Below are 22929 nucleotides of genomic sequence, written 5' to 3'. Positions count from 1 at the left end.
CTTAGAGAGTTCTGTAGTTATACTCAGGGCCTTGATGCAGTTTAGCGTTATCTCTTTGGTATCTCTTGAGGCAATCCTGCTGTCGAATGATGCCCGTTGGATGATGTGTTAACTGAAGTTTTGGGTTTAGTTTGAAGTTATATTCGATTGAGCAGTTCGATTGACCGAGTTCCTCTACCCAGTCATTCCCTTCTCTAGAATCCCACCCCATCTCCGGTAAGCTGTTATGCTGCACGCTGATCGTTTCGAGGGCACCCTGCCCAGGCATCTGTACGTTGTTTCTGGTTCTGATGTTTCTTCCAAGACCGAAACGCAGCTTCAAGAGTGTAGTTCTGCAGCGGCCCTGCAAGAGCTTTTAGCCAAAGAGGTCAGCCCCAGCAAGCGGGCAGTGATTGAAACCCTCATCAAACTATGGGAAGCAAACCCAAGGGTATACCTTCAGCAAACGGGTTGAGACGTGAGTGACGACGATCAAGCCCTTAAGAGATTTTTACAAGAATTTGCACGGGGTGATAGAGGTCTAGAAAGTCGAGAGCTACAAGACTCGCTTCAAGGGCTTCTACAGGCAATCAACCGGGTTCAGAACGCTGAGACTGACGATCCCGCTGAACTTCTTAAGGCTGCCGGGCTAGGCTACACAGGAAATGTTTTAGGTTCCGCTCAACCCAAGCTGGGGCTGAGCGGAAAAATGTTTATGGGGGCGGATCTCAAAGGGGTCGTCCTCATTGGTGCGGATTTGCGGGGCGCGAACTTCAGTAGCGCTGATCTCTGCGGCGCAAACCTGACCAGCGCCATGCTCAATAACGCGGTGCTGATCAGTGCAAAGCTCAATGATGCTAGCCTCACCAGTGCAACGCTATCCGGCGCAAACCTGACCAGCGCTACGGTGATGCGGGCAAACCTGATTGGTGCAGATTTGTCAGATGCAAACCTGTTTGCCTCGGACATGCGCTACGCCAATCTGACAGGAGCCGCTCTCTGCCGTGCAAAGCTGGGAGAGGCGATGCTGCTGGGGATTAATCTGCGCCGCGCTAACTTGATGAGTGCTGACCTGCGGGGCGCAAACCTCTACAGCGCTAATCTTTGCGGGTCTAATCTGTATTACGTCAACTTCAACGATGCGAACCTGGACGGTGTAGAGGTCGAAAAAGCCCGCTTCCGTCAAAACCAGGGCATTCCAAAGGAAACGCGGCGACAGCTCATTCAAAAGGGTGCGGTCTTTGAGGATTAGTGAGGGGCAGTAGATTATCGTAAAGGATCAAAGGGTGCGGTCTTTGAGGATTAGTGAGGGGCAGTAGATTATCGTAAAGGATAAAGAAAAAGGTAACGCTGTCGGATTCGCAGATTTTGGGGGAGTAGGCTCCATGACCATCGAGAGGAGCTGTCCAACCTGTGGGTCTCACGACATCTCCAAGAACGGCACCACCCGGCGTGGCAAGCAAAACTACAAGTGTCGAGACTGCAACCGTCAATTCGTAGAAGATCCCCAGTGGAAGCCGAAAGACAAGAATACTCGGGCTTTCGTCAATCTACTGCTGTTGGAGAAAATTCCGACTCTGGTCTTTTGTCGACCACAAAGGCAACAAGCAGGGGGTCTGGGTGGCGATTGATGCCGATACCCGAGAAATCATCGGCTGCCACATCGGTGAGCGCTCTCGGGAATCGGCGATCGCCCTCTGGCAATCCATCCTAGCGGTCTATCGACAGTGTGCCAAAGTCTACACCGATGACTGGGAGGCCTATGTCACCGTTATCCCAAGCAAACGGCATGGGGCTGTTGGCAAAGAGAGTGGATTGACGAGCTACATCGAACACCTGAACATCACCCTGAGGCAGCGGATTTCTCGGTTGGTGAGGAAGACGTTGTCCTTTTCCAAGAAGCTAGAGAACCACATTGGTGCGATATTGGTGCGATCTGGACGTTCATCCACAACTATAATCGCCGTGTCAGAGAGAAGCTCGCAGAACAGGGCAGGCTCAAATTTTTCTCTGCTCCTTACTAAAAGGCACTACTACAGGTTTTTAATCAGCGAATCGTCGTACAGTTTTGACGCATCCAGCGGAGCAGAGATCAGCCCGATTTCCTGGCTGGTTTTGGCAGCGAAGGCGAGGCTGTCCATTACATTGAGCGGGTGACCGGGATTGAAGATAATTTCCTTATTTTCGGCTACGTCGAACATGCGGACTGTAGCAAGCTGTTCGGGCACTTCCTCCGGTTTTACGCCCAGCTTGGCAGCGACAATGGCGTTGGCTTCATCGGGATTCTCGCGCACCAGCTTCACGCCTCTGTCGATGGCCCGCATAAAGGCTTGAATGTCGGCCTTGCGCTCCTGAATCACCGACTCTTTTGCCACCAGCGCGACGGGAATAATGTTGGTTCCCTTTGAAGAAAAAATCACCTGACCGTTGCCTTCCTTGGCAGCGGTGGTCAGCCAGGGTTCGTAGGTCACCGCTACGTCGATTTTGTTTGCAGCAAAGGCGGCGGCAGCTTCGGCAGCGGGAATCACCTGAAGCTGAATGTCCTTCTCGGTCAAGCCGCCCTGCTCCAGATATTTCCGCAGCAGCAGCGCTTGCAGGGGCAGGGTTTCCCAGGCGACGGTCTTGCCCTTCAGGTCGGCGGGGCTGCTTACGCCGCGGGCCAGGATGCCGTCTGCCCCGTCGGAATAGTCCGAGATCATGATGATCTTGAGCGACGGGTCTTGGGCCGCCATGACAACGGCATCGGGGCCGCCCGTCCAGGCGAGATCGAGGCGATCGGCCAGTAGCGCCGTGTTGACATCGGTGGCTATCTGAAAATAGGTGTCGTTGACGGTGATGCCTTCTTCTTTGAAAAAGTCTTTGGCAACGGCGGCATAGTGCCCCGCAAAGCCTGGCCAGGGCGAGGAACCCACGACCAGCGGTTTGCCAGAGGGGGCAGAGGCAGCAGGCGTGGTCGAATCGGTGGCAGACTGCTGGGGATTGCAAGCGACCAGCAGCCCGAAGGTGACGATTGCAAGCAGACAAAACTGGATGAATCGACGGGTCAGTCTGAACATGGCGTTTGGCAACTACAACAACAGTGGAGAGATCTGATTTCTAGGGCGTGTCATCAATTAAGCCAAATAAGGGCAGCCGCCATGTAAATTGCACTCAGAAACGTCTCGGCTAACTTGTCATAGCGTGTCGCAATCGCTCGATACTGCTTGAGTTTGGCAAAGAAGTTCTCAATCAGATGCCGCGCTTTGTATAGCTCCTTGTCGTAATCACGCGGTGTCTTGCGGTTTCGCTTGGGCGGAATCACAGCCGTCTTGCCCTGTTGTTGGAGTCGCTCAATCACCCGTTGGTCTGCGTCATATCCTTTGTTCAGCCAGGACTGTATCAGCTTGAATATTCTCTAGCAGCACATCAGCCCCATCAAGGTCACAGGTCTGCCCGGGTGTGAGGTGAAAGCCTGTCGGATTGCCCAGTGCATCGACAGTCGCATGAATCTTGGTGCTCAATCCCCTTTACTACGACCAATGGCTTGGGCATTGGCATCCCCCCCTTTGCCCCAGCACTATGCTGATGAGCACGCACAATCGTGGTGTCGATCATGGCGTATTCGTTGTCTGCATCTTCAGACAGCACCTGAAACACCCGTTGCCATACGCCCGTCTTTGCCCAGCGCCGAAAGCGGGTGTGAACCTTGCGAAAATGACCAAACCGCTTCTGGCAAGTCTCGCCAGGAGAATGCCGGCTCGATATCGATATAGCACTGCCTCGACAAACAGACGATTATCCTTTGCTGTGACTCCTACCGCCCCGCTCGTCCAGGGAGCAAATCTTGGAGCCGTTCCCATTGGTCATCGCGCAGGGCGTAGCGTCGGGTTGTCATAATCGTCAGATAGCTGAATCACTGCTGATTACAGCTTATCTAATTGATGACACTCCCTAGGATTGTGAACGTCTATAGAGCTATGGAGCTATGCGGGAAGCGTCGAGCGACGGGCGATCGCCCCTCAGCTTTCTTAAGCCTGCCCAGCCTAGCACAGCAACCATCAGCGATACCCAACCCGTGATTGATTTCAGCAGCAAAAAGCCGCCGATGGCAAACATCCCGCCAAACAGCAGAAAACTGGCCGACAGCGTCCGCAGCAGGTCTTTTCGCAAATCTTGAGCGGGGGCCAGCCCGGTGCGCGATCGCTGCCGGGCCCAGCCCGGGCCGCCAGGGCGAATCTTGGCATAAAAGGCATCCAGCGTTTCGTCTGATTCGGGCGGTGTGAGATACATAACGCTGACCCACACCAGCACTGAAATTGCCGAAGTCACCATCAGCCGCAGCCCAAAATCCTCGATCCGCAGTACGGGCACGACGCTGGTCAGCAGCCCAATCACAAAGCCCGTCAGCATAGCCGACAGCTCCGCTGCCGCGTTAATCCGCCACCAGAACCAGCGCAGCATCAGCACCAGCCCCCGGCCCCGTCCCAATTGCAATGACCAGCGAAAAACGGTCGTCACATCTTCGGCAAAAAACGCTGCACCCGCCCCCAGCACCGTCACCAGCACGGATGCTAACCGCCCCACCAGCACCAGTTCCGTCTGGGATGCTGTGGGCTTGATGAACCGCAGATACAGGTCGTTGGTGAGATACGACGCGCCCCAGTTGATCAGGGTAGAGACGGTACTCATAAATGCTGCCAGCAGCGAGGCTACCACCAGCCCCAGCAGCACAGGCGGCAAAAAGTCGAGCATCAGCCGGGGATAGCCCAGCTCCCGGTCTTCCAGCGCGGGATAGAGGGCGATCGCCGCCAGCGCCACCACCACCCACGGCCATGTTCGCACCACATAATGCAGGATGTTGAAAAACCAGGCGGCTTTTTCGGCCTCGGCTTCATCTTTTGAGGCAGCCAGCCGTTGGATAAACTCGCCGCCGCCGTCGCTGCGCCGAAACGACCACCACTGAACGGCTGCGTAGGCGGCAAACGTCGTCAGGCTAATCCCGGCGGCATCGCTCCAGCGAAAGCCACCGTCTACAAAGCCGAACGGCAAAAACGCCAGCACGTCAATATCAGTGACCTGCTGGGCCTGTTCCAACAGCGGAGCCATGCCGCCCATTTCGCCAATCGCATAGGCCGCCACGATAAATGCGCCGATCAGCGCCAGGATGAACTGGAAAAAGTCTGTTGCTACTACGCCCCAGAGACCTGAAAACCCCGCATACAGCAGCACCAGCAGGCTTACGCCCGTCACGCTCCAGAGCTTGGCTCCGTCGCCTGGCGTGATGCCCAGGCTTTGCCAGAGTTGTAGTGCGTCTACGACTTTTACCATCGCCAGCATGGCGTAGCCGATGCCGATGCAGTTGATGGGCACGGCAAAAAGAAACGCTTTGATGCCCCGTAGCAGAGCCGCCGGACGACCGCCGTAGCGCATCTCCGTGAGTTGGGCATCGGTCACGATTTCCGATCGCCGCCACAGCCGCGCAAACACGTAAATCATAATCAGGTGGGAAACGCCAAAGCTCCACCATTCCCAGTTGCCGACGATGCCGCGAGTGCCCACCACGCCCGCCACATACAGCGGCGTGTCGATGGAAAACGTCGTCGCCGCCATGCTGGTGCCCGCCAGCCACCAGGGGAGCGATCGCCCCGACACAAAGAAATCCACCAAACTGCCTGATCCCTTGCGCGTCAGGTACAGTCCCAGCCCCAGTGAGGCAACGAGGTAGAGCAGGACAATCAGCCAGTCGATCAGTTGCATGGGGTCAGGGGTTGGGGATCAGAGGTCAGGGGCTAGGGTTGGGGGTTAGGGGGTTGCTAGTTCTCGGATGACCGCTTCGATGGGGCGCGGGTTCCAGCCGAGGTCGCGGCGGGCTTTGGAGCCGTCTACCCGGACGCAGCGGTCGTAGAGGTAGTGAACCCGTTCGCGGCTAATCGGGGGTTGCCAGTTGAGCAGGCGACCGATGGGGTCGAGCAAGGTGCCGACGACGCGCACCACGGGCGGCGGAATTTCGGCAGGGGCGGGCAAGCCAGCCGTCTCGCTGAGCAGGGCGAACATTTCGCGGGTGGTCATTTCGCCTGTGGAAATGATGTAGTGTTCGCCGCGTGGCGCTTTTTCTGCCGCCAGCAGCATCGCCGCCACCAGATCATCCACATGGACGATGCCCGTGATGCGATCGCCCCCCGCCCACACCTTCAGCTTGCCTTTGAGGAATGTTTTTACCACGGGCCCAAAGTGTGGATCATCGGGCCCAAAAATGCCCGACGGCATCACGCTAACGACGTGAAAGCCTTCACTCGCTGCCTGATCCACCAACTGCTGCGCCAGATACTTCGTGCGATCGTAGGCCGAGGAAAAGTCTTTTTGGGTGCGCTGAAAGGTTTCGTCGATCACGCGCCCCTGGGTGTCGCCGTAGATGCCGATGGTGCTGCAATAGACCATCTTGGGCACGTTCAGCGATCGCGCTGTGTCCAGCACTGCCCGCGTGCCTTCCACGTTCACGCGCTCCATCCGCGCCGCGTCTACGATGCCCAGTTCCACATAGGCTGCCGTGTGAAACACCACGTCTGCGCCTTGCATTCCCGTTGCCAAAGCAGCGCGATCGCCCACGTCGCCGTAGACATACTCCACCTCGCAGCCTGCCAGCCGAGACAGATCGCTGCTCTTTCGCACCAGCGCCACGACCGTATCGCCCCGCTGCGTCAGCGCCTTGACGAGGTGCGATCCAGTAAAGCCCGTTGCGCCAGTGACAAATGCTTTCATAAGGGGTGAGGGGGTTGGGGAGTCAAGTTTCAGGGGTCGGGTTTCAGGGGTGTCAGGGGTCAGAACCCAAGCAAAAATCTAGGGGCTGTCATCAATCGTCTGCTCAACATCAGGCTGCTTAAGAGGTGCGGCCCCTAGCCTAGTTTGCTTGGGCGGGCGCGATACTGCTGATCCCTTAAGGTTTCTGAGCTTAGGTTTCTGAGCCTAATTGATGACGCGCCCCAAGGTTCAGTTCCTGACCCCTGATCCCTGGCTTCTGACCCCCAGCGCCTAGCTAACGCCGTTCTCTTCCAGAGAGACTGCGCCGTTGGTATCGAGAACCTGAATAAAGCAGGTGCCGTTGGGAAACACGCGCACATAGAAAGTGGAGCCGCTGACAATGCCGTAGGTGGTGCTGCCGTCAGGGTTGGCCAAGGTCGCCAGGCCGCCGGGTTGGCTGGTGGCGATGACTTCGCTCGGCTTTTTCACGATTTGCAAAACGCTCTGCCCATTTTGCTGTGCTACTTCTGCGAGGTGGTTGGGCGTGTTGCAGCGAACCGAACCAGGGGCGATCGCCGTTGCAGTAGCAGGCGCTGGGCTGGTTGCAGCAGCCGGAGCGTCGCCAGCGGCTGGAGCGTCTGCGGGGGCAGCCGGAGAAGCCACTGGGGATTCAGTCACTTCGCCAATGCCCGCTTCTGGAGCGCGATCGCACGCCGCAGCAAACAGCAGGGCACCAAAGCTGGCGATCGCCAGCTTAACCATCCGAGAGCGTCTGTAGGGGCGTTGTGTCATGAGATGCGTCCAGCGTCGTCCAAATCTTCCCCATCATTGTACGCAGAGATGACCCGGCCGGATTGTCAGAGGGCAACTAAACGCCGCCGCCGAAATCTGGTAGGGTTTTATTTTCACTCAGGCATCGGGGTTGGGCGCATGGTTACGTTAAAGGGGCGAGATTTACTGAGCATGGCAGATTTGAACACTGCCGAAGTGAACGCCATTCTAGAGCTTGCAGCAGACATGAAGGCCGGTCGTGCCAGACCCCGCTGCGAAAAAACGCTGGGGCTGCTGTTTCAAAAAGCCTCGACGCGAACGCGGGTCAGCTTCTCGGTCGGCATTTTTCAGCTTGGTGGGCAAGTGCTGGATCTCAACGCCAGCGTCACTCAGGTCAGCCGGGGCGAACCCGTTATTGATACGGCCCGCGTGCTAGATCGCTACCTCGACATCGTGGCCATTCGCACCTTCGACCAAAAGGAATTGGAAACCTTTGCCCACTACGCCCAGATTCCGGTCATCAACGCGCTCACAGACTGGGAGCATCCCTGCCAGGTGTTGGCGGATTTGCAGACGGTGCAAGAAGAATTTGGAGTGCTGGAAGGGGTGACGCTGGCCTATGTCGGCGACGGCAACAACATGGCCCACTCGCTGATGCTAGGAGCAGCACTGGTGGGCATGAACGTGCGCGTGGCCAGTCCCGCCGATTATCGGCCCCATCCAGATATCGTGGCGCGGGCGGCGGCCATTGCGGGCGATCGCACCGAAGTTCTAGTCACCCTCGACCCCGTTCAGGCGGTTCAGGGGGCCCATGTTGTTTATACCGATGTGTGGGCCAGCATGGGGCAAGAAGACCTGGCCGAAAGCCGCGTCCCCATTTTCCAGCCCTATCAGGTCAATGAAGCGCTACTGAGTAAGGCAGATGGGTCAGCAATCGTGTTGCACTGTCTGCCCGCCCACCGGGGGGAGGAAATTACCGACGCAGTGATGGAAGGTCCCCAGTCTCGCGTGTGGGATCAGGCAGAAAACCGACTCCACGCTCAGAAAGCCCTGATGGCGCTGCTGTTGGGAGCCACCTGATTGAGGTGAAGGATTTGGGTTTAGAGTCGAGCAGTTTTCATGCTCATCCTCGATCGCCGCAGCGTCCGCATGGTCCCTAGATCAAAAAAACGCTCTCCTGAAATCAGGAAGAGCGCCTTTGAGTGATGGACTAACTAGCCAGTCCCTAGTTGAAGATTAGGTATTCCCAGAGGTCACAAGAGTGCAACGCCCTGAGAGAAGATGACCGAACCCCTAGGCTTCGGCCTGAGCCTTGCGCTTGCGACGAGCGGCGATCGCAGCGCTGGCAGCCAGCACCGTACCCGCAATCGTGGCAGGCTCAGGCACCGCAGCAGCAACCACCTTGAAGTCGGGCCCGTTGAACGCCGCACCGTTAGCAATCACGCGCAGGCGATTGGTCGAAGCACCGTTCAGCCAGAGGCCCTGAGCGCCCACCTGCTGAGGGCCCCCAATCTCAACCGTGTCAATCTGAAAGCCTGCGGGGTTAGAGGTGCTGCTGTCCAGCAAATACTCAGCCAGCAGATTGCCTGCAGCATCCAGTGCCTGCACCAGCATCTTGCTGTTCATGCCGCGCTCCCAGAAAAAGAAGCGATCGGTCGCCTGATCAAAGAACAAATCGATGATAAAGCTACCCCGGTCTTCAGTGTCGATAATGCTGTTCAGGTTGAGGTTGCCCAGGCTTGTAACGATACTTTCGTTGGTTGCAGCTTCTAGGACGGTACCAATGCTGGCTTCATCCCCCATGTCAGAGCTAGCAGCGCCCGTGTTTCCACCTGTCCACAGATCGTTGTGGATAATATTGGCACGCGATACCAGGCTGAAAGAGCTATAGGTCGATCCCAAGGCGGCGGTCAGGCTGTCAGTGGTGGTCACCGAATTCAGCATGATGTTGCCACGAGGGGGGGTTCCGGTGAAACTGGTGCTGAAGCTGAAAGGCGCGAAAGAAATTCCGGCTGCTCCAGCGGGTGAGGCAAACAGCGCCAGAGCAGTACCAGCGGTCAGCCCAGCCCAGGTAAGAATACGTTTGATGTTCATCATTTGCTGTTACCAGTAGTTTTTGCGGTTGAGAGGTCGAGTTGCGATGCACAGAGAATAGAGAGGTAACATTCTGAACCTCGCCGTGCTTGTCGAGGAACGCTCGATATGCACCTACTTATGCTACCCACGCTAGTCGTAGAATTTCGCCCATGTCTCTGGGTTGGCCCCATATTTCACCGCATCTTTAATCGCACCGGGTAGACCGAGAAACATACTGAGATTGGTAAATTTTTATCTCAAGAAGCATACCTTTAGAGTGACATGAACTCCGTATATTCCGAAGGTTTTGTCTTAAATTTTCACCTTTGTAGCGCTAGATGCCCCCAATTGCTAAGCGGTCGTAATTTTAGATGCTGATCTGCGAAATCTGAGGTTACTCTCCGTTGCACTTGGGCTTGCCTCAAAAAATCCGCCCAAAAGCATTACAAATATAACCGCTGAATGTTTCAGAACAGGGTATATTGACCTCGCCCCTGCAAGGTTCTGGCAGCTCGGCTGAAGACGAGGTTGGCTGAAGAATTATGGTGATTGAAGAATCGAGTGGACAGTCGAGTCCGGTCAATGCTCGGAAAACCGACATTTTTGATGTGTTTGGCTTTAAGCATTACATTGGGCCAAATCCCTACCTGGGGCGAGGGGCATTGGTGTTTCGGCTGGCGCTGACGGGATATCGCGACCCACTGCCGCTGGATGACTATGTAGAGGCGATCGCCCAGCGGTATCCCAAAATGGCGCTCACCGAGTACAAGTCCTACGCCGATCTGTTTGTGCAAACCGTGGTCGAGGTCGGCAAACTGGACATGGATTTGCACTGTGAACTGTGGAGCCTCCAGCCCACCGAGCCGACGACGATCGCGGTCGAGTCGATCCACGAGTCCACCAGCTATGGCACGGTCTACGCAGTTTGGGACTGGTTCGAGGCAATTTCCAATGGACAGCCCTTTCAGCTTGAAGACCAGATTGCGCTGCTGCAAACCCGCTTTCGCCGATCGGTCTACGGCGGCCCTACGATCTACGCCCTGCTGCGGGCGGCTCATAACCAGGGCATTCCCGCCTTTTATCTGCCCGATGAGGGGCTAATGCAGTATGGCTACGGCAAAAAGCTGGTGCGCGGGGTCGCTACGACTTTCGATTGCGATAGCCATGTGGATTCTGACTTTACGACCCGCAAAGACGACTGCAAGGCCTTTCTCAGCACGCTGGGATTTCCAGTGCCCCAGGGGGCAATCGTTTCCACGCTGAAGGAAGCGCTGAAGGCAGTGCAGTCGATCGGTTACCCGGTCGCGGTCAAGCCTGTGGTCGGGCACAAGGGCATTGGGGTGACAGCCGACGTGCAGGACGACAGCGAACTGGAGTTTGCCTTTGACCGAGCGGTGGAGGCCCATGAGGACGGCCAATCCATTGCGGTCATCGTTGAACAGAGCATCTCCGGGCTGGATCATCGGCTGCTGTGCGTGGATGGCAAGTTTGTCGCCGCCACCCAGCGCCGCCCCGCCTCGGTCACAGGCGACGGGCGCTCCACCATTGCCGAGCTAATTGCGCTGGAAAACCGCAAACCAGAGCGGCTCGACACGCCCACCTCGCCCTTGGGCAAGATCATCGTGGACGAGTCGCTGGAACGCTACCTGTTGGAGCAGCGGCTTGACCTCGACAGTATCCTCGATCCAGATGAAGTCATCTACTTGCGAAAGGTGGCGAACCTATCGTCTGGCGGGGTCAGCATCGACGCAACCGAGCAGGTTCACCCCGACAATATTGTGCTTGCCCAGGATATTGCTCAGCATTTTCGCCTCGTCTGTCTCGGCATTGATGTGCTTACGTCCGACATTTCACGCTCCTGGAAAGAGGGCAACTTCGGCATCATCGAGATCAACGCCGCGCCGGGGGTTTACATGCACCTGCGTCCAGCCGTCGGCAACAGCATTGATGTAGCTTCGCGGATTCTGGAAACCTTTTTTGAATCGGGGCAAGCTGCCCGCATTCCCATCTTCACCTTCAACTATCTGCCGCTGAAGGAACTGCAAGAGCTGGTTGATCAAATTTTGGTGAACTATCCCAACTGGACGATTGGGGCCATTTGCCGGGATGCCGCCTTTGTCAATCGCTCTCAAAAAGCACTAACGGGTTCCTACAACACGAAGGTACAAAGCCTGCTGCGGAATCCCAAGCTGGATTTGCTGATTGCAGAATATGACGAAGCAACGCTAGAGCAAGAGGGCTGCTTTTATGACGGCAGCAATATTGTGATTTTGGACGCGCCCACAGAAACGGAGAAAATGCTGTCTCGCAATATCGCTGACGGCGCAACAGTGGTAATCAAAGAGGGCAACGCCGTTTCTCGACGGCGAGAAGGCCTGGTAGAAACCTATGAGCTGGCAGAGGAAGAGCCATTTCAGCGGGTGTATTGGAAAGAGATTTCCGCGATTCTGTCAGAAAAGTAGCCCGGCCCGTTGCGGGGCAAGATTGCACCGCCAAGTCTCCACCTGTCTATACCCATTCTTAAGACGCTGGATGGGTCAGGGCTGCGTGACCAGCAGCGTCGCCGCATAGTCTGCCGGGGAAGAGGGACGGGTTGTGGGATAGGGGGTCAGATCGATCAGCGTCACCGTCAGTCCATTCACTGACCGTGCGGCGGCGGACTCGTCCCCCAGCCGCTGAACCAGCAAGAGTTCTTGGGCGGGCTGACCCGGCTGGCTGAGCATGACGATGATTTCTGCCTGCCCCGGCCAGACACAGGTCACATCGCTGGGGCAACGTGAATCCTGCTCGACCCGTGCAAAGGTGAGCGTCCGCTGATTGGGCAAGGTAGCCGTGCCCGCTAGGGGCAGGTGAAACGGGCTGTCTAATTGAACTGTTTCTGGCGCGGGTAGGGGACTGGAAGAGACGGGCGGTGGCGCAAGCGGCGTACATCCCAGCACCAGTAGAGCGACGAGGAACGACACCAACCAGGAGGGCTTAGACAACGGCGGAGATATTGATAAGCAACAGGGCATGGCTAGCGGTGCTCTAGAGCGAGGTCGCGGAGGCGAGACAGCAGCGGTTGCAGCGACGGCGGTGCAGTGAGGTCGGTGATGGTAAGGGACTGGTGGCGATCGCCCTCCTGAAGCTCTAGGCGGTAGGTCATCACGTCGGGCGGCCCGGCACTAGCGGCCGCCAACTGACCAGGCTGCATCTCCATCACATTAGACTGCCGCACCAGGGCTTCTAGTTCCGAGGCTTCTCCTGGCCGCAGCGTGCGGGTATCCACACTGTAGGCTAGCTGCAGATTGGCAAAACCGCCGCTGGATTGGAAGTCGATTCGCATAGCAGGGAGAAACAGGATGATGGCGGCAGATGACTTCATGGTACATCAGCCAAACCGCCCTCCTCCCCCTTCCCTCTTCGTTCTTCTCTCTTCGTTCTTCCCTTTTCCCTCTTCGTTCTTCCCTTTTCCCTCTTCGTTCTTCCCTCTTCCCTAACCCCTCCCCCCGACATAACAGGCCACAACTCGACCGGCTCCGCGAAACTGGCGAAAGTAGGCGCGGCTGACAGCATTGCCCTGTTCCGACAGGACATCAATGCCGATGCCGTTGCGCCCCTGGTCTTTGCCAGAACTGTGAAGGTACTGCCCGTCGCCCAAGTAGAGGCCAACGTGGGTGCAGCGGTCGGGGCGGCCAAAAAACACGAGATCGCCGGGCTGGAGGTCGGTTATGGGAATCGGCTGCACAAAGGCTTCCTGCTGGTAGGCATCGCGGGGCAGCCAGATGCCCGCCGAGGCAAAGGCCGTTTGTACCAGCCCAGAGCAGTCGTAGTTGGGGCCGACCGTGCCGCCCCAGAGGTAGTGGTTGGGCTGGGCCATGGCCTGGCGAGCAAAGGCAATGACCTGGGGCAGACAGGCGTGGATGTCGTCGGTGCTGAGGGCGATCGCCCGATAGGGAGCCTCCGCCACCGCCAGCAGATCCAGATCTTCCACCGCCACCCAGCCCGGATAGTCGTCTTCGCATAGCACCGCAGAGAGGGCGCTGCCAGTCAGATCGGCACTGGCATCGGGCAGCGTCGTCCCCAAGATTCGCAGTTGTCGTCCGGCAACGGCTTGCGTCGCCAAATCCTTTAGCGCAGGCGAGTCATAAAGATTGAGATTTTCGAGACACTGATAGGTAACGGTGCGATCGCTCGCAAAATCAGCTTGAATAGACGCAAGGGAAACCATGTCGTACCGGGAAATGAGGCAGGGCTAATCTGCTTTAGCACTCGATTGGCCGTGAAACCCTCAATTCGAGGAAAATCGATTTACCCTGCTTAGATTCAACTCTTTGATTCAACTCTGTTATATAGTAAGCGGCCCATAGTCCGCTGCCTTGAATTGCCACAGCCCGCCCTATTCTTCCCCCCTTGCCTCCATGCCGTTTTTTCAGCGCGACGACCAGCTTGCCTTACAGGGCGATCGCATTCTTGCTGCTACTCGAGCCGAGTTCCCCAGCCTCGCGCCCAACCAGATTGCCTTCACCTGGCTGGTATATCGACCGCCCATCCCCGTCAACACAGGCGGCGCAATTTCGCCCCAGCAATTCTGGCAATATTCCGTCGGCGGCTACTCCTATCGCGGCGTAGAGCTAATTTACCCCGCTAGCGTGGTCAAGCTGTTTTATTTGGTGGCGGTGCAGGAGTGGCTAGAGCAGGGCATGATCGCGCCCTCCAGCGAACTGGATCGGGCCATCCGCGACATGATTGTAGACTCTAGCAACGACGCGACGGGGCTGGTGGTGGACATGCTGACGGGCACCACCAGCGGCCCCGAACTGCCCATCGAGCCGTTTGAAACCTGGAAATATCAGCGCAATATCGTCAACCGCTACTTCAAGTCCCTGGGTTGGGAAGAACTGGACACGATTAATGTGAATCAAAAAACCTGGTGCGACGGCCCCTACGGTCGGGAGCGGGCCTTTTATGGCGAACTCATGGAAAACCGCAACCTGCTGACAACCGAGGCCGTGGCGCGGCTGCTGCACAGCATTGTGGGCGGCGTGGCAGTGAGCGGCGAGCGATCGCAGTTCATGATGCGCCTGCTGCATCGCAGCCTCAACCCTGCGGAGCTAGCCGCCGACCCCGAAAACCAAGTCACAGGCTTTTTGGGCGGCGGCCTACCGCAGACCGCGCGGCTCTGGTCGAAGGCGGGGCTGATGAGCCGGGTGCGCCACGACGCGGCCTACATCGAACTCCCCGATGCGCCGCCCTACCTGCTGGTGGTGTTTACCGAAGGGCGGGATCACAGCCAGAACGAGGCGATTTTGCCGTTTGTATCGCAGCAGGTGGCGGCGGCCATGATGGAGCTGGGGGTGCGGGGTTAGGGCGTGAAGGTCAGCGTGGCGATCGCCCGGTTGTAGGCCTGGCGATACTGGGCATCGGATTCGCCCGTGCCCACCTGGTTGAGCGTGATCAGCACCCAGTTCTTGCCGTCGGGCGTAGGCACGAGCACCTGCTCCATGTCGTAGAGTCCGCTGGAGCGAAAGGCAATCGCCTGCTGCCCCGCCACGGTGACTTCCTGAACCTCGCGCACGTTCGTAAACCAGTCGCTCTGGGCGATCCAATCGGTGGCGGAAAGTCCGTCTGGGTTGGGCTGGACGGTGACGCTAACATTGGCAGGATACTCCGTGCCGCCCTCGTATTCGCCCGCTTGGATGGCGCGGTCATGGTCAATCGTCCAGATCTGCACGGCTTCGCGGGCCACGACCTCCGGCGGAAACTCGGTTTCGCCGTGGGCCACAAACTGATCCGCAGAATAGGCAAACTGGAACCCAAAGCGATCGCTGCGATAAAGTCCCGATTCTGGCGCAGCCGCAATGGGTGAGGGCTGCTCGGTCGGGGTTCCTGTGCCGACTGGGGGTGACACGGGCGGCGACTGCACCTGACAAGACACAGCAGCGACAATCAGCAGCCCTAGGCTGAGTCGATGCAGGGCCAGGCGGGTAGAAGAATTGGCATTTGGGGTCATCATGAGGCTCCGTCGAGTCTGTAGGGGGCTTGCAGATGGAATAGCTTCACCGGGAAGACCGGGCGTTCCGCAAGACGCGGCCGGCTCAGCTAAACAGGTTGGAGGTAAATGGAGGTAAAAGCTTTAGCGGTAAAAACGTTGGAGGGCGATCGCCCCCACCGCAAAACCATACGATAAAGTCAAAAAGGAACCGCCACTCACAACGCCACTCACAGTTTAGTGCGGCAAGATGATTAAGTTAGATTGCCCTCTTTGAAGATCACACCACGCTGCGAGTTCCCCCAGCCCTGATTAAAATTTTCAATCAGTCTGTTCTATTAGTCTGTTTGTCCGTCTGCTGCCAATCCCGATTGCTGCTCCCTACCGCTGCTGCCCATGACCGACCTGCCCCCCCGCCCCCCAATCCGCTGGAATCTCAACGGTTCGGAGACCTGCCAGAACGGCTCATCAAGCAGACGGTGCGCTACATCGACCATCGCTCCGTAGACCGCGACGCGCTGACCCCGATGATGCGCCACTACGCTGATCTGAAGGACGAGTATCCCCAGGCGCTGCTGCTGTATCGGGTGGGCGATTTTTTTGAGACGTTTTTTCAAGACGCTATCACCATTGCTCAGGAGCTGGAGCTGGTGCTGACCAGCAAAGACGCAGGCAAGACCGTCGGGCGGGTGCCGCTGGCGGGTGTGCCGCACCACGCGATGGAGCGCTATTGTGCCCAACTGGTGGAACGGGGCTATGCCGTCGCCATTTGCGACCAGACCGAAGACGCGGCGGATGCCCAGGGGCGGCTGGTGCAGCGCCAGGTGACGCGGGTCATCACCCCTGGCACAGTGCTAGAGGAAGGAATGCTGAATGCCCGCCGCAACAACTATCTGGCGGCGGTGGTCATGGCTGGGGCGCACTGGGGGCTGGCGATCGCCGATGTTTCGACGGGCGAGTTTCTGACCACCCAGGCGAGCGGGCTGGACACGCTGACCCAGGAGTTGCTGCGGCTCCAGCCGTCGGAAATCCTGCTGCCCACCAATGCGCCCGATCTGGTGGGGCTGCTGCGACCCGATGCCCGCGCCGGAACCCCAGACCCGCGCCGGGCCGCTGCCCTGCCAGAGGCGCTGCCGCCGCAGTTTTGCTATACGCTGCGACCGCAGTCCCCATTTCAGGCGGCCGAGGCTCGTCAGCGGCTGCTGGAGCGATTTCGCGTGCGATCGCTAGAGGGCATGGGCTGTGAACATTTGCCCCTAGCAGTGCGGGCGGCGGGCGGGCTGCTGCAATACCTGGAAGAAACCTCCGAGCGCCAGATTCAAGCGGCTAATTCGGAAGAGTCGTCCTCCGCGCCCCCGCCCTCCTCGCACGCCTATCCCACCCGCATCCCGCTCCAGCCGCTCTGCACCTACACCCTCAGCGATTTTCTGGTGATCGACCACCAGACCCGCCGCAACTTGGAAATTACCCAGACCCAGCGCGACGGCACGTTTCACGGCTCCCTGCTGTGGGCGCTCGATCGCACGGTGACGGCGATGGGCGGGCGGGCACTGCGGCGCTGGCTGCTGCAACCCCTGCTAGACCGATCCGCAATTCAGGCGCGGCAAGACACGATTCAAGAACTGATTGACCAGGGGACTTTGCGCCAGCAGCTTCAGCAGATTCTCAAGCAAATCTACGACCTGGAGCGGCTGACGGGTCGGGCCGGGTCGGGCACGGCCAACGCCCGCGATCTGGTGGCGCTGGCAGATTCCCTTGGCAAGTTGCCGGAGATTGCGGCGCTGGTGGCGACTGGGCGATCGCCCTTCCTGACCGCGCTGCAAACCGTGCCCCCTGTAATGGACACCCTGGGGCAGACGCTGCGGGCCCATCTGGTCGAAACGCCGCCCCTCTACCTGACCGAGGGCAACCTGATCCGCCCCGGAGTGAATCCCCAGCTAGACCACCTGCGCCAGAGCATCGAGGCCGACCAGCAGTGGATTGCCCAGTTGGAAGCCACCGAGCGCCAGCGCACCGGCATCGCCACCCTGAAGGTGGGATACACCAAAGCCTTTGGCTATTACCTCAGCATTTCGCGGGCCAAAGCCAGCGCCGACCTGCCCGACGACTACATCCGCAAGCAGACCCTCACCCACGAAGAGCGCTACATCACGCCGGAACTGAAGCAGCGGGAATCGGCGATTTTTCTGACCCGCGAAGCCGTCCATAAGCTGGAGTACGAAATCTTCACGGCGCTGCGGCTTCAGGTGGCCGAGCAGTCCGAGCCGATTCGCCAGGTGGCAGGGGCGATCGCCGCCCTAGATGCCCTCTGTTCGCTGGCCGAAGTGGCGGTCTATCAAAACTACTGCCGCCCAGCCATCACGGAATCCCGCCGGATTGAGATTGTAGACGGTCGCCATCCCGTGGTGGAGCAGTCCCTACCCGCCGGGTTCTTTGTGCCCAATTCGGCCAGCCTAGGCTCTGGAGATCAGGCTACGGGGCATGGGGGAATCGGAGCGTCGATCGCCCCTCCCCCACCGCGCCCGCCCGCCGACGCGCCCCCGCCTGCCCCCACACCGACCCACAGCGCCCCAGACCTGATTATTCTGACCGGGCCCAACGCCAGCGGCAAAAGCTGTTACCTGCGGCAGGTGGGGCTGATTCAACTGATGGCCCAGGTGGGCAGCTTTGTGCCTGCGGCGGCGGCAACCCTGGGGGTGTGCGATCGCATTTTCACTCGCGTCGGTGCAGTAGACGACCTGGCCACGGGGCAGTCCACCTTTATGGTGGAGATGAACGAGACGGCCAACATTCTCAATCACGCCACGCCGCGATCGCTCGTCCTGCTCGATGAAATCGGGCGGGGCACAGCCACCTTTGACGGGCTTTCCATTGCCTGGGCTGTGGCAGAACACCTGGCCACCGAAATTCGCGCCCGCACCCTCTTTGCCACCCATTACCACGAACTCAACGAACTCGCGTCGCTGCTGCCCAACGTGGCCAACTACCAGGTCGTGGTGAAGGAACTGCCCGATCAGATTATCTTTTTGCATCAGGTGCGTCCCGGCGGCGCAGACAAGTCCTACGGCATCGAAGCGGGGCGGCTAGCAGGGTTGCCGACCTCGGTGATCGAGCGGGCGCGGCAGGTGATGGGGCAAATCGAGCGCCATTCCCACATCGCCGTGGGGCTGCGGGGCGAGTCGCGGGATGCGCCTCGCAGCCCCGACTCCACGGATCAGGGGCCGACCAAGGCCGCCAGTCGCCGATCCCGCCTTCGAGAACCAGCGGGTCAGCTGAATATCTTTACCTGATAGGCGTTTTCATGATTCACCTGAGGCTGCTTCCAATCTGCGCCAGGGCGCTGACAGGTGGGGCGATCGCCCTGTTGAGCGCCTTCACCCTATTGGGCTGTGCCTCCGGGCCGATGGCCAGTTCACCCACACCCAGTGCCCCGCCCAGCGCCGCACCGCCCAGTCCCATCGCCCAGTCCACCGCTCCCACCGCGCCGCCCCTCGTGGTGCAACCCCCGTCCCGCTCTGCCGAGGAACTGTGGGCCCTGCTGCGACAGGAATCGGGAGTAGTGGTGCTGTTTCGCCACGCCCGCGCCCCAGGAACAGGCGACCCACCCGCCTTTCGGATCGACGATTGTTCGACCCAGCGCAACCTGGACGCAGCGGGGCAGCAGCAAGCGCGGCAGTTGGGCGAGGCGTTTCGGCAGCGGCAGATTCCGGTGGCGCGGGTGCTGTCGAGCCAGTGGTGTCGCAGCCTAGACACAGCGCGGCTGATGGATTTGGCCCCGGTGGAGCCATTCCCCGTGCTGAACTCATTTTTTGGCGATCGCACCACAGAACCCCAGCAGACCCGCGCCCTCCAGCAGTTCATTCTGGATCAGCGCAACACCCCCGGCGTGGCCGTGCTGGTCACCCACCAGGTCAACATCACCGCCCTGACGACCCTCGTGCCCCGCGAGGGCGAAGCCGTCCTCGTTCGCGCTACGCCCCAGGGCGAGATTGAAGTTCTCGGAAGAATTTAGCGAATATCTGGGCTACTTTTCTGGGCTACTTTTCTGGGCTACTTTTCTGGGCTACTTGCCTCTGGCGTAGCTCCAGGGAATCATCGGGTCTTGGGCAATGCGGCGAGACAGGGCAAACGCGCCGTAGCGATTCAGGTGACTGGGGTCGGAGAAATAGTCGTACTGATCCAGCCAGATTTCGCCCAGGTCGCGGAAGACCAGGCTGGGGCTGTCCAGATCCTCGCGCAGCAGGTATTGGCGGAAGGTCTGCTCGTGCTGGCGGCGCACCGGGTCGAGGTATTCATCCGTCAGCGGCAGGTTGACAAAAATGACGGGAATATTGCGATCGCCCGCCAGTCTCAGCACCGACTGAAACGCCGCCGCCTGCACGCCCTCGATCCGAAAATCCGTGTAGTCGCCATCGTAGCGGCCCTGCACGCGGGCATATTCCTGGTAATAGGTGGCGGGGTTGAACCGCAGCGCCAGGGGCAAAAAGCCGTCGAAGTCAATCAGGTCGCGCCCTGCTTCCACCAGCGATTCGGCAGAATCGGCGGGCAGACGGGAAGGCGTGGGCGTGGCGGGTGCGGCGGTGACGGCGCTGGGCGATTCGGGGCGCACCCGTTCCTGGAGCGCGTCTTTGAGGCGATCGCGCTGGTCAAACACCGCCGAGCGGCGACCCAGTTGCTCACTTAGCCAGCGGTCGATGCTCTGGTAGCTGTCGCGCAGGGTCGTGTTAATGCTGGGGGTTTCAGCCACTTCGGGCGGATCTTCTGGGGTATCAAAGTCTTCAGGCAGCACTTGCGGCCGTTCCAGCGTGCCCGCCAGCAGTTCCCGATAGGCAGGCGACACCGCAATGCCGTTGTAGGTCACATCCACCGCGCCGCTGTTGAAGGCCCGCGCCCCGTCAGCCCACAGGATCAGCCTCGGCAACTGGTTGGGCTTTAGCACCTGTCGCAGAATTGCGTCTACCACCTGCGCCGTTGCGCCGTTGACCCCAAAGTTAAACACCGAGACATCGACATAGCCCAGGGTCGCCAGCTCTCGCTGGAGCGCCACCGGGTCAACGCCACGCAAGGCCCGCGAACTGCCCACGATCAGCACATCGGGCGGCTTGCCCGTCTGCCGCAGCCGCTCGTAATAAAGCATCAGCTTCTCGTCGAGCTGGCGGCTGTTGAAGGTGGGGAAGGGCAGCCCCGCCGCCAGCACCTCGGCCACCGTCTGCGGCTGGGTTGTGCTGACGGGCGTGTAGGGGAGCGATCGCGACGAAATCTGTGCCTCTGGCGAGGGCGATGGGGAAGCGGGTTCGTCTTCATCTGCATCTGCCTCGCTGCGGATAAAGCCGGACGAGTCAAAAATGCGATCGCCCCCGTCAGCGTCAGGACTGGGGCTGGGCGATTCGCGTAGCGATCCCTTTGGGAGCTGCCCAGCGGCAGCTTCAGCCGCCGTCGCGGGTTGCCCAACCTCCGACGGCGGCAGAGCCAGCGCGGGGACCTCATCCACCGCCACAAACCGATCCGGCTGAGCAGGTGGCTCAGGCTGCTGCAAGAGTCGCGCCAGATGCCAGTCTGCCTGCATCGCCAGCAGCAGCCCTGCCGCCCCCCATACCGCCGCCAGCGCCCCATTGCGATAGCTGCGGCCGTCCGATCGCCAGGGTTCTGAGGAGTCGTCGGCGGGGGCATCCTCCGTGGGAGCAAACAGGTGTGTTTTCACCAAGGTCTGCCGAATCGATGCGCTGAGGCGATCGCACCAGCGCTGCCAGGCTGTTTGCAGATTTGCATCGGCGTGCAGGATTAGCTCCCCGCCAGGGGTGAGCAGGTCACCCACATAGGCATCGGTGACTGCAAATTCCGGCGCTGGCTCTGGCACCACGCGCGATCGCGGCGCAAAATCTACCCCATAGCTCCACAGGGGCCGCTTTTGCCCCGCACGCCGCCCATAAACCCGCACGCCGGCCAGTTGCGGCAAATTCAGATCTCGCAAAAAGCGCACCACCGTCGTGCCAACGCGGCGCTGATCGGGGCACACGGGCGCATCGCTCATGACATGCAGCAGATAGCGCTGGGCGCTGGCAGGCGCATCCGATGGCACGCTGCCCTCTGGCTTGGGCAAAAGCTGGACGCGGATGCCGCCCGTCGCAAGCTGCTGATTCAGGTCGGGATTGAGCAGACGATTCAGCAAAAAGGCGATCGCCCCCCAGTCGCCCTGCTGGGCCAGCGCCAGCGTCGAGGCGGACAGGTGCGGCTGGTGGCTGGCGGGCAAGTCCAGCCATTCCACCCAGGCGGGCGTTTCCTGATGCAGCACCTGGCCGTACACCGTGGCGGCGTGGATGCCTTGAGGTGCAATGGAATTGAGCAGTGCCCCCACACCTACCTTCACCGCAGCACGATCGGGCGGGTTGGGTGCAAGGCTGCTCTGGGGTAAGGGGTTGCAAAACAGGTGCAGCGTCGAGTCTCGCAGCGTTGCCGTAGAGACTTCGCCCTCCAGCATCTCCAGCACGGGAGCCAGCAGGCGAGTCAGGCTGCCCACATCGCCCCAGCGGGCCCACTCGCGCAGCATCGCGTCCGGCGGCGTGAGATCAACCTGGAGCATCCAGTCGGGCTGGCTTTCGCCCGCCACCTGCACCCGCACCACCGCATCCCGAAAGCCCTCCAGCCGCAGATCGCGCAAATGCTGGGCCAGTGGCTCCGCCAGCAGAGAAGAATCCAGCGAATAATTCGCCTCGCACAGCACCCAGAGCCGCTGGGGTGGGGGTTCCGGTGGGGCATCGGGATTGGGACGTGGGGCGGGGCGCAGCGGCTTGACGGTCGCCTTCACCGATACACCAAAGCTGCTGAGGTGGTCGCTCAGGTAGCGGGCGATCGCCCCCGGATGCCCCTGCCGCGCCAGACCCAGGGTTGACCCCGCCAGGGCAGCATCCCCCTCAGGGGGGCGATTCCCAGAGGGATCGCTACGCGAATCGCCCGACGGTAGCTCGCTCAATCCGACCGTTGAACCAGAACCACCGCCCGCGCTGACCGTCGCCAACTGTCCGCCCCGCTGCGGCGCGGACTCTTCTGCCAGCAGGGATTCACCCAGAAATTGCTGGATCTGATAGTTTAACTGATGCAGATCAATCGAAAACGACCAGTCCGGCGACGACTGTCCGGGTCGGCGACCGTAGAGATGAATCTGATAAATCGTCGGCTGGTTGGCGGGCACTAGCGTATTCAGGTCAATCTCCCGCAGCGCAGGCAGCAGCCGCCCGACGATTGCCCCCCGGTCAGGGCAGGGCTGCGCTTCGCAGAGAATGTGCAGGTGATTGCCGCGCAGACGAAACTGAACGCGCTCTCCCGCCAGTCCTGCGGTGTCGCGAAACCACAGCGCCAGCGGCGACGTTCCTGGTGGATGCTTCTGCTGCAAATCAGACATCAGACGTTGCGTGACC

Annotated in this window: 17 protein-coding genes and 2 pseudogenes; 8 read left to right on the top strand and 11 right to left on the bottom strand. The window is 59.6% G+C overall.

Going from position 1 to position 22929, the window contains the following annotated elements:
- Positions 1 to 226: 226 nt before the first annotated feature.
- The 3 genes and pseudogenes from O77CONTIG1_RS12000 to O77CONTIG1_RS28375 all read left to right on the top strand — a co-directional run.
- Positions 227 to 454, top strand: a complete 228-nt coding sequence (locus O77CONTIG1_RS12000; RefSeq protein WP_068510869.1) for a hypothetical protein — start codon at positions 227 to 229, stop codon at positions 452 to 454.
- 240 nt (positions 455 to 694) lie between these two features.
- On the top strand, positions 695 to 1231 hold the full coding sequence (locus tag O77CONTIG1_RS11995) for a pentapeptide repeat-containing protein (RefSeq protein WP_172799676.1): 537 nt from the start codon (positions 695 to 697) through the stop codon (positions 1229 to 1231).
- Between the two features lie 368 nt (positions 1232 to 1599).
- Positions 1600 to 1905, top strand: a pseudogene (locus O77CONTIG1_RS28375) (IS1 family transposase); the annotation flags it as partial.
- A gap of 107 nt (positions 1906 to 2012) precedes the next feature.
- Here O77CONTIG1_RS28375 and O77CONTIG1_RS11990 read toward each other — a convergent pair.
- The 5 genes and pseudogenes from O77CONTIG1_RS11990 to O77CONTIG1_RS11970 form a co-directional block, all read right to left on the bottom strand.
- Positions 2013 to 3035 (bottom strand): ABC transporter substrate-binding protein, encoded by a 1023-nt coding sequence (locus O77CONTIG1_RS11990; protein WP_068510866.1) that lies wholly within the window; start codon positions 3033 to 3035, stop codon positions 2013 to 2015.
- Between the two features lie 53 nt (positions 3036 to 3088).
- A pseudogene (locus O77CONTIG1_RS23520) lies at positions 3089 to 3853 on the bottom strand (IS5 family transposase).
- 80 nt (positions 3854 to 3933) lie between these two features.
- Positions 3934 to 5715: a sodium:solute symporter family protein gene (locus tag O77CONTIG1_RS11980; protein WP_068510862.1), complete on the bottom strand. Its 1782-nt coding sequence runs from the start codon at positions 5713 to 5715 to the stop codon at positions 3934 to 3936.
- A gap of 45 nt (positions 5716 to 5760) precedes the next feature.
- Positions 5761 to 6717 (bottom strand): NAD-dependent epimerase/dehydratase family protein, encoded by a 957-nt coding sequence (locus O77CONTIG1_RS11975; protein WP_068510860.1) that lies wholly within the window; start codon positions 6715 to 6717, stop codon positions 5761 to 5763.
- Positions 6718 to 6987: 270 nt separating this feature from the next.
- A complete protein-coding gene (locus tag O77CONTIG1_RS11970; RefSeq protein ID WP_156435194.1) occupies positions 6988 to 7488 on the bottom strand; it encodes a hypothetical protein in 501 nt (166 codons plus the stop codon).
- A 138-nt stretch (positions 7489 to 7626) separates the two neighbouring features.
- On the opposite strand from O77CONTIG1_RS11970, the gene argF reads away from it, so the two are divergent.
- Entirely contained in the window at positions 7627 to 8547 is a 921-nt protein-coding gene (argF, locus tag O77CONTIG1_RS11965) for an ornithine carbamoyltransferase (RefSeq protein ID WP_068510856.1), read from the top strand.
- Between the two features lie 213 nt (positions 8548 to 8760).
- Here argF and O77CONTIG1_RS11960 read toward each other — a convergent pair whose 3' ends face one another.
- The gene (locus tag O77CONTIG1_RS11960) at positions 8761 to 9564 is read right to left on the bottom strand and encodes an exosortase-dependent surface protein XDP2 (protein ID WP_197673176.1); all 804 of its coding nucleotides are present in this window, start codon (positions 9562 to 9564) and stop codon (positions 8761 to 8763) included.
- Between the two features lie 521 nt (positions 9565 to 10085).
- Here O77CONTIG1_RS11960 and O77CONTIG1_RS11955 point away from each other — a divergent pair.
- Positions 10086 to 12005, top strand: coding sequence for a cyanophycin synthetase (locus O77CONTIG1_RS11955; RefSeq protein ID WP_172799675.1), 1920 nt, complete (start codon positions 10086 to 10088; stop codon positions 12003 to 12005).
- Positions 12006 to 12080: 75 nt separating this feature from the next.
- Here O77CONTIG1_RS11955 and O77CONTIG1_RS24495 read toward each other — a convergent pair whose 3' ends face one another.
- The 3 genes from O77CONTIG1_RS24495 to O77CONTIG1_RS11940 form a co-directional block, all read right to left on the bottom strand.
- The gene (locus O77CONTIG1_RS24495) at positions 12081 to 12527 is read right to left on the bottom strand and encodes a hypothetical protein (RefSeq protein ID WP_156435192.1); all 447 of its coding nucleotides are present in this window, start codon (positions 12525 to 12527) and stop codon (positions 12081 to 12083) included.
- 32 nt (positions 12528 to 12559) lie between these two features.
- Entirely contained in the window at positions 12560 to 12907 is a 348-nt protein-coding gene (locus tag O77CONTIG1_RS11945) for a protealysin inhibitor emfourin (RefSeq protein ID WP_068510850.1), read from the bottom strand.
- A gap of 111 nt (positions 12908 to 13018) precedes the next feature.
- Positions 13019 to 13753 (bottom strand): C40 family peptidase, encoded by a 735-nt coding sequence (locus O77CONTIG1_RS11940; RefSeq protein WP_068510849.1) that lies wholly within the window; start codon positions 13751 to 13753, stop codon positions 13019 to 13021.
- Positions 13754 to 13943: 190 nt separating this feature from the next.
- Here O77CONTIG1_RS11940 and O77CONTIG1_RS11935 point away from each other — a divergent pair, with 190 nt between their 5' ends.
- A complete protein-coding gene (locus tag O77CONTIG1_RS11935) occupies positions 13944 to 14891 on the top strand; it encodes a serine hydrolase (protein ID WP_068510847.1) in 948 nt (315 codons plus the stop codon).
- Here O77CONTIG1_RS11935 and O77CONTIG1_RS11930 read toward each other — a convergent pair.
- A complete protein-coding gene (locus tag O77CONTIG1_RS11930; RefSeq protein WP_068510845.1) occupies positions 14888 to 15538 on the bottom strand; it encodes a hypothetical protein in 651 nt (216 codons plus the stop codon). The genes O77CONTIG1_RS11935 and O77CONTIG1_RS11930 overlap by 4 nt on opposite strands.
- 503 nt (positions 15539 to 16041) lie before the next feature.
- On the opposite strand from O77CONTIG1_RS11930, the gene mutS reads away from it, so the two are divergent.
- Together mutS and O77CONTIG1_RS11920 are read left to right on the top strand one after the other, a co-directional pair.
- Positions 16042 to 18804, top strand: coding sequence for a DNA mismatch repair protein MutS (gene mutS / locus O77CONTIG1_RS11925; RefSeq protein ID WP_084783019.1), 2763 nt, complete (start codon positions 16042 to 16044; stop codon positions 18802 to 18804).
- Between the two features lie 11 nt (positions 18805 to 18815).
- A complete protein-coding gene (locus O77CONTIG1_RS11920) occupies positions 18816 to 19526 on the top strand; it encodes a histidine phosphatase family protein (RefSeq protein ID WP_068510843.1) in 711 nt (236 codons plus the stop codon).
- Between the two features lie 51 nt (positions 19527 to 19577).
- Here O77CONTIG1_RS11920 and O77CONTIG1_RS11915 read toward each other — a convergent pair whose 3' ends face one another.
- Positions 19578 to 22913, bottom strand: a complete 3336-nt coding sequence (locus O77CONTIG1_RS11915; protein WP_068510842.1) for a hypothetical protein — start codon at positions 22911 to 22913, stop codon at positions 19578 to 19580.
- Positions 22914 to 22929: the final 16 nt, after the last annotated feature.

Source organism: Leptolyngbya sp. O-77 (assembly GCF_001548395.1).
In the GTDB taxonomy this organism is placed as follows: Bacteria; Cyanobacteriota; Cyanobacteriia; order Elainellales; family Elainellaceae; genus Thermoleptolyngbya.
Note: the sequence above shows the minus strand (reverse complement) of the source record. Positions and strands in the feature narration are given on the sequence as shown.

Coding starts and splice junctions, on each gene's coding strand:
- O77CONTIG1_RS12000 (WP_068510869.1), top strand. CDS start 227: ATGCTGCACGCTGATCGTTTCGAGGGCACCCTGCCCAGGCATCTGTAC.
- O77CONTIG1_RS11995 (WP_172799676.1), top strand. CDS start 695: ATGGGGGCGGATCTCAAAGGGGTCGTCCTCATTGGTGCGGATTTGCGG.
- O77CONTIG1_RS11990 (WP_068510866.1), bottom strand. CDS start 3,035: ATGTTCAGACTGACCCGTCGATTCATCCAGTTTTGTCTGCTTGCAATC.
- O77CONTIG1_RS11980 (WP_068510862.1), bottom strand. CDS start 5,715: ATGCAACTGATCGACTGGCTGATTGTCCTGCTCTACCTCGTTGCCTCA.
- O77CONTIG1_RS11975 (WP_068510860.1), bottom strand. CDS start 6,717: ATGAAAGCATTTGTCACTGGCGCAACGGGCTTTACTGGATCGCACCTC.
- O77CONTIG1_RS11970 (WP_156435194.1), bottom strand. CDS start 7,488: ATGACACAACGCCCCTACAGACGCTCTCGGATGGTTAAGCTGGCGATC.
- argF (WP_068510856.1), top strand. CDS start 7,627: ATGGTTACGTTAAAGGGGCGAGATTTACTGAGCATGGCAGATTTGAAC.
- O77CONTIG1_RS11960 (WP_197673176.1), bottom strand. CDS start 9,564: ATGATGAACATCAAACGTATTCTTACCTGGGCTGGGCTGACCGCTGGT.
- O77CONTIG1_RS11955 (WP_172799675.1), top strand. CDS start 10,086: ATGGTGATTGAAGAATCGAGTGGACAGTCGAGTCCGGTCAATGCTCGG.
- O77CONTIG1_RS11945 (WP_068510850.1), bottom strand. CDS start 12,907: ATGAAGTCATCTGCCGCCATCATCCTGTTTCTCCCTGCTATGCGAATC.
- O77CONTIG1_RS11940 (WP_068510849.1), bottom strand. CDS start 13,753: ATGGTTTCCCTTGCGTCTATTCAAGCTGATTTTGCGAGCGATCGCACC.
- O77CONTIG1_RS11935 (WP_068510847.1), top strand. CDS start 13,944: ATGCCGTTTTTTCAGCGCGACGACCAGCTTGCCTTACAGGGCGATCGC.
- O77CONTIG1_RS11930 (WP_068510845.1), bottom strand. CDS start 15,538: ATGATGACCCCAAATGCCAATTCTTCTACCCGCCTGGCCCTGCATCGA.
- mutS (WP_084783019.1), top strand. CDS start 16,042: ATGATGCGCCACTACGCTGATCTGAAGGACGAGTATCCCCAGGCGCTG.
- O77CONTIG1_RS11920 (WP_068510843.1), top strand. CDS start 18,816: ATGATTCACCTGAGGCTGCTTCCAATCTGCGCCAGGGCGCTGACAGGT.
- O77CONTIG1_RS11915 (WP_068510842.1), bottom strand. CDS start 22,913: ATGTCTGATTTGCAGCAGAAGCATCCACCAGGAACGTCGCCGCTGGCG.